Source organism: Paucilactobacillus wasatchensis, from assembly GCF_000876205.1.
Lineage (GTDB): Bacteria > Bacillota > Bacilli > Lactobacillales > Lactobacillaceae > Paucilactobacillus > Paucilactobacillus wasatchensis.
Genome location: NZ_AWTT01000084.1, coordinates 1 through 1,778, shown reverse-complemented (window position 1 = coordinate 1,778; position 1,778 = coordinate 1). Strand labels below are relative to the sequence as shown.

At 49.0% G+C, this 1,778-nt stretch carries 1 rRNA gene; it reads right to left on the bottom strand.

Annotation, left to right across the window (positions count from 1 at the left end):
• Positions 1-57: 57 nt before the first annotated feature.
• Positions 58-1,633, bottom strand: a 16S ribosomal RNA gene (locus WDC_RS09170).
• Positions 1,634-1,778 lie beyond the last annotated feature (145 nt).

Below are 1,778 nucleotides of genomic sequence, written 5' to 3'. Positions count from 1 at the left end.
CCTCTCAAAACTAAACAAAGTTTCAACAAGATGTGTAGGTTCCGTTTTATTCCTTAGAAAGGAGGTGATCCAGCCGCAGGTTCTCCTACGGCTACCTTGTTACGACTTCACCCTAATCATCTGTCCCACCTTAGGCGGCTGGCTCCTAAAAGGTTACCCCACCGACTTTGGGTGTTACAAACTCTCATGGTGTGACGGGCGGTGTGTACAAGGCCCGGGAACGTATTCACCGCGGCATGCTGATCCGCGATTACTAGCGATTCCGACTTCGTGTAGGCGAGTTGCAGCCTACAGTCCGAACTGAGAACGGTTTTAAGAGATTAGCTTACCCTCGCGAGTTCGCAACTCGTTGTACCGTCCATTGTAGCACGTGTGTAGCCCAGGTCATAAGGGGCATGATGATTTGACGTCGTCCCCACCTTCCTCCGGTTTGTCACCGGCAGTCTCACCAGAGTGCCCAACTGAATGCTGGCAACTGATAATAAGGGTTGCGCTCGTTGCGGGACTTAACCCAACATCTCACGACACGAGCTGACGACAACCATGCACCACCTGTCTTAGCGTCCCCGAAGGGAACGTCTCATCTCTGAGATTGGCGCTAGATGTCAAGACCTGGTAAGGTTCTTCGCGTTGCTTCGAATTAAACCACATGCTCCACCGCTTGTGCGGGCCCCCGTCAATTCCTTTGAGTTTCAACCTTGCGGTCGTACTCCCCAGGCGGAATGCTTAATGCGTTAGCTGCGGCACCGAAGGGCGGAAACCCTCCAACACCTAGCATTCATCGTTTACGGCATGGACTACCAGGGTATCTAATCCTGTTCGCTACCCATGCTTTCGAGCCTCAGCGTCAGTTACAGACCAGACAGCCGCCTTCGCCACTGGTGTTCTTCCATATATCTACGCATTTCACCGCTACACATGGAGTTCCACTGTCCTCTTCTGCACTCAAGTTTCCCAGTTTCCGATGCACTTCTTCGGTTAAGCCGAAGGCTTTCACATCAGACTTAAAAAACCGCCTGCGCTCGCTTTACGCCCAATAAATCCGGATAACGCTTGCCACCTACGTATTACCGCGGCTGCTGGCACGTAGTTAGCCGTGGCTTTCTGGTTGGATACCGTCACTACATGATCAGTTACTATCACATACGTTCTTCTCCAACAACAGAGTTTTACGAGCCGAAACCCTTCTTCACTCACGCGGTGTTGCTCCATCAGACTTTCGTCCATTGTGGAAGATTCCCTACTGCTGCCTCCCGTAGGAGTATGGGCCGTGTCTCAGTCCCATTGTGGCCGATCAACCTCTCAGTTCGGCTATGTATCATTGCCTTGGTAAGCCTTTACCTTACCAACTAGCTAATACACCGCGGATCCATCCAAAAGTGATAGCACAAGGCCATCTTTTAAATCAAAACCATGTGGTTTTGACTTTTATGCGGTATTAGCATCTGTTTCCAAATGTTATCCCCCACTTCTGGGCAGGTTATCCACGTGTTACTCACCCGTCCGCCACTCATTCAAATGTTCTCTCAATCTGGTGCAAGCACCGTCAATCAAAAACGAGAATGCGTTCGACTTGCATGTATTAGGCACACCGCCAGCGTTCATCCTGAGCCAGGATCAAACTCTCATATATAATGAAAAGCTTGTTAGCTCTTTATTTGTTTTTGTTACTTAAAGCGAATTGACTTCGCAAATGTTACTTGCCTTAAATCGTTAAATTTAAGGACCCTACACATTTGATTTGTCGAAACTTTGTTCAGTTTTCAAAGGTCTACTTT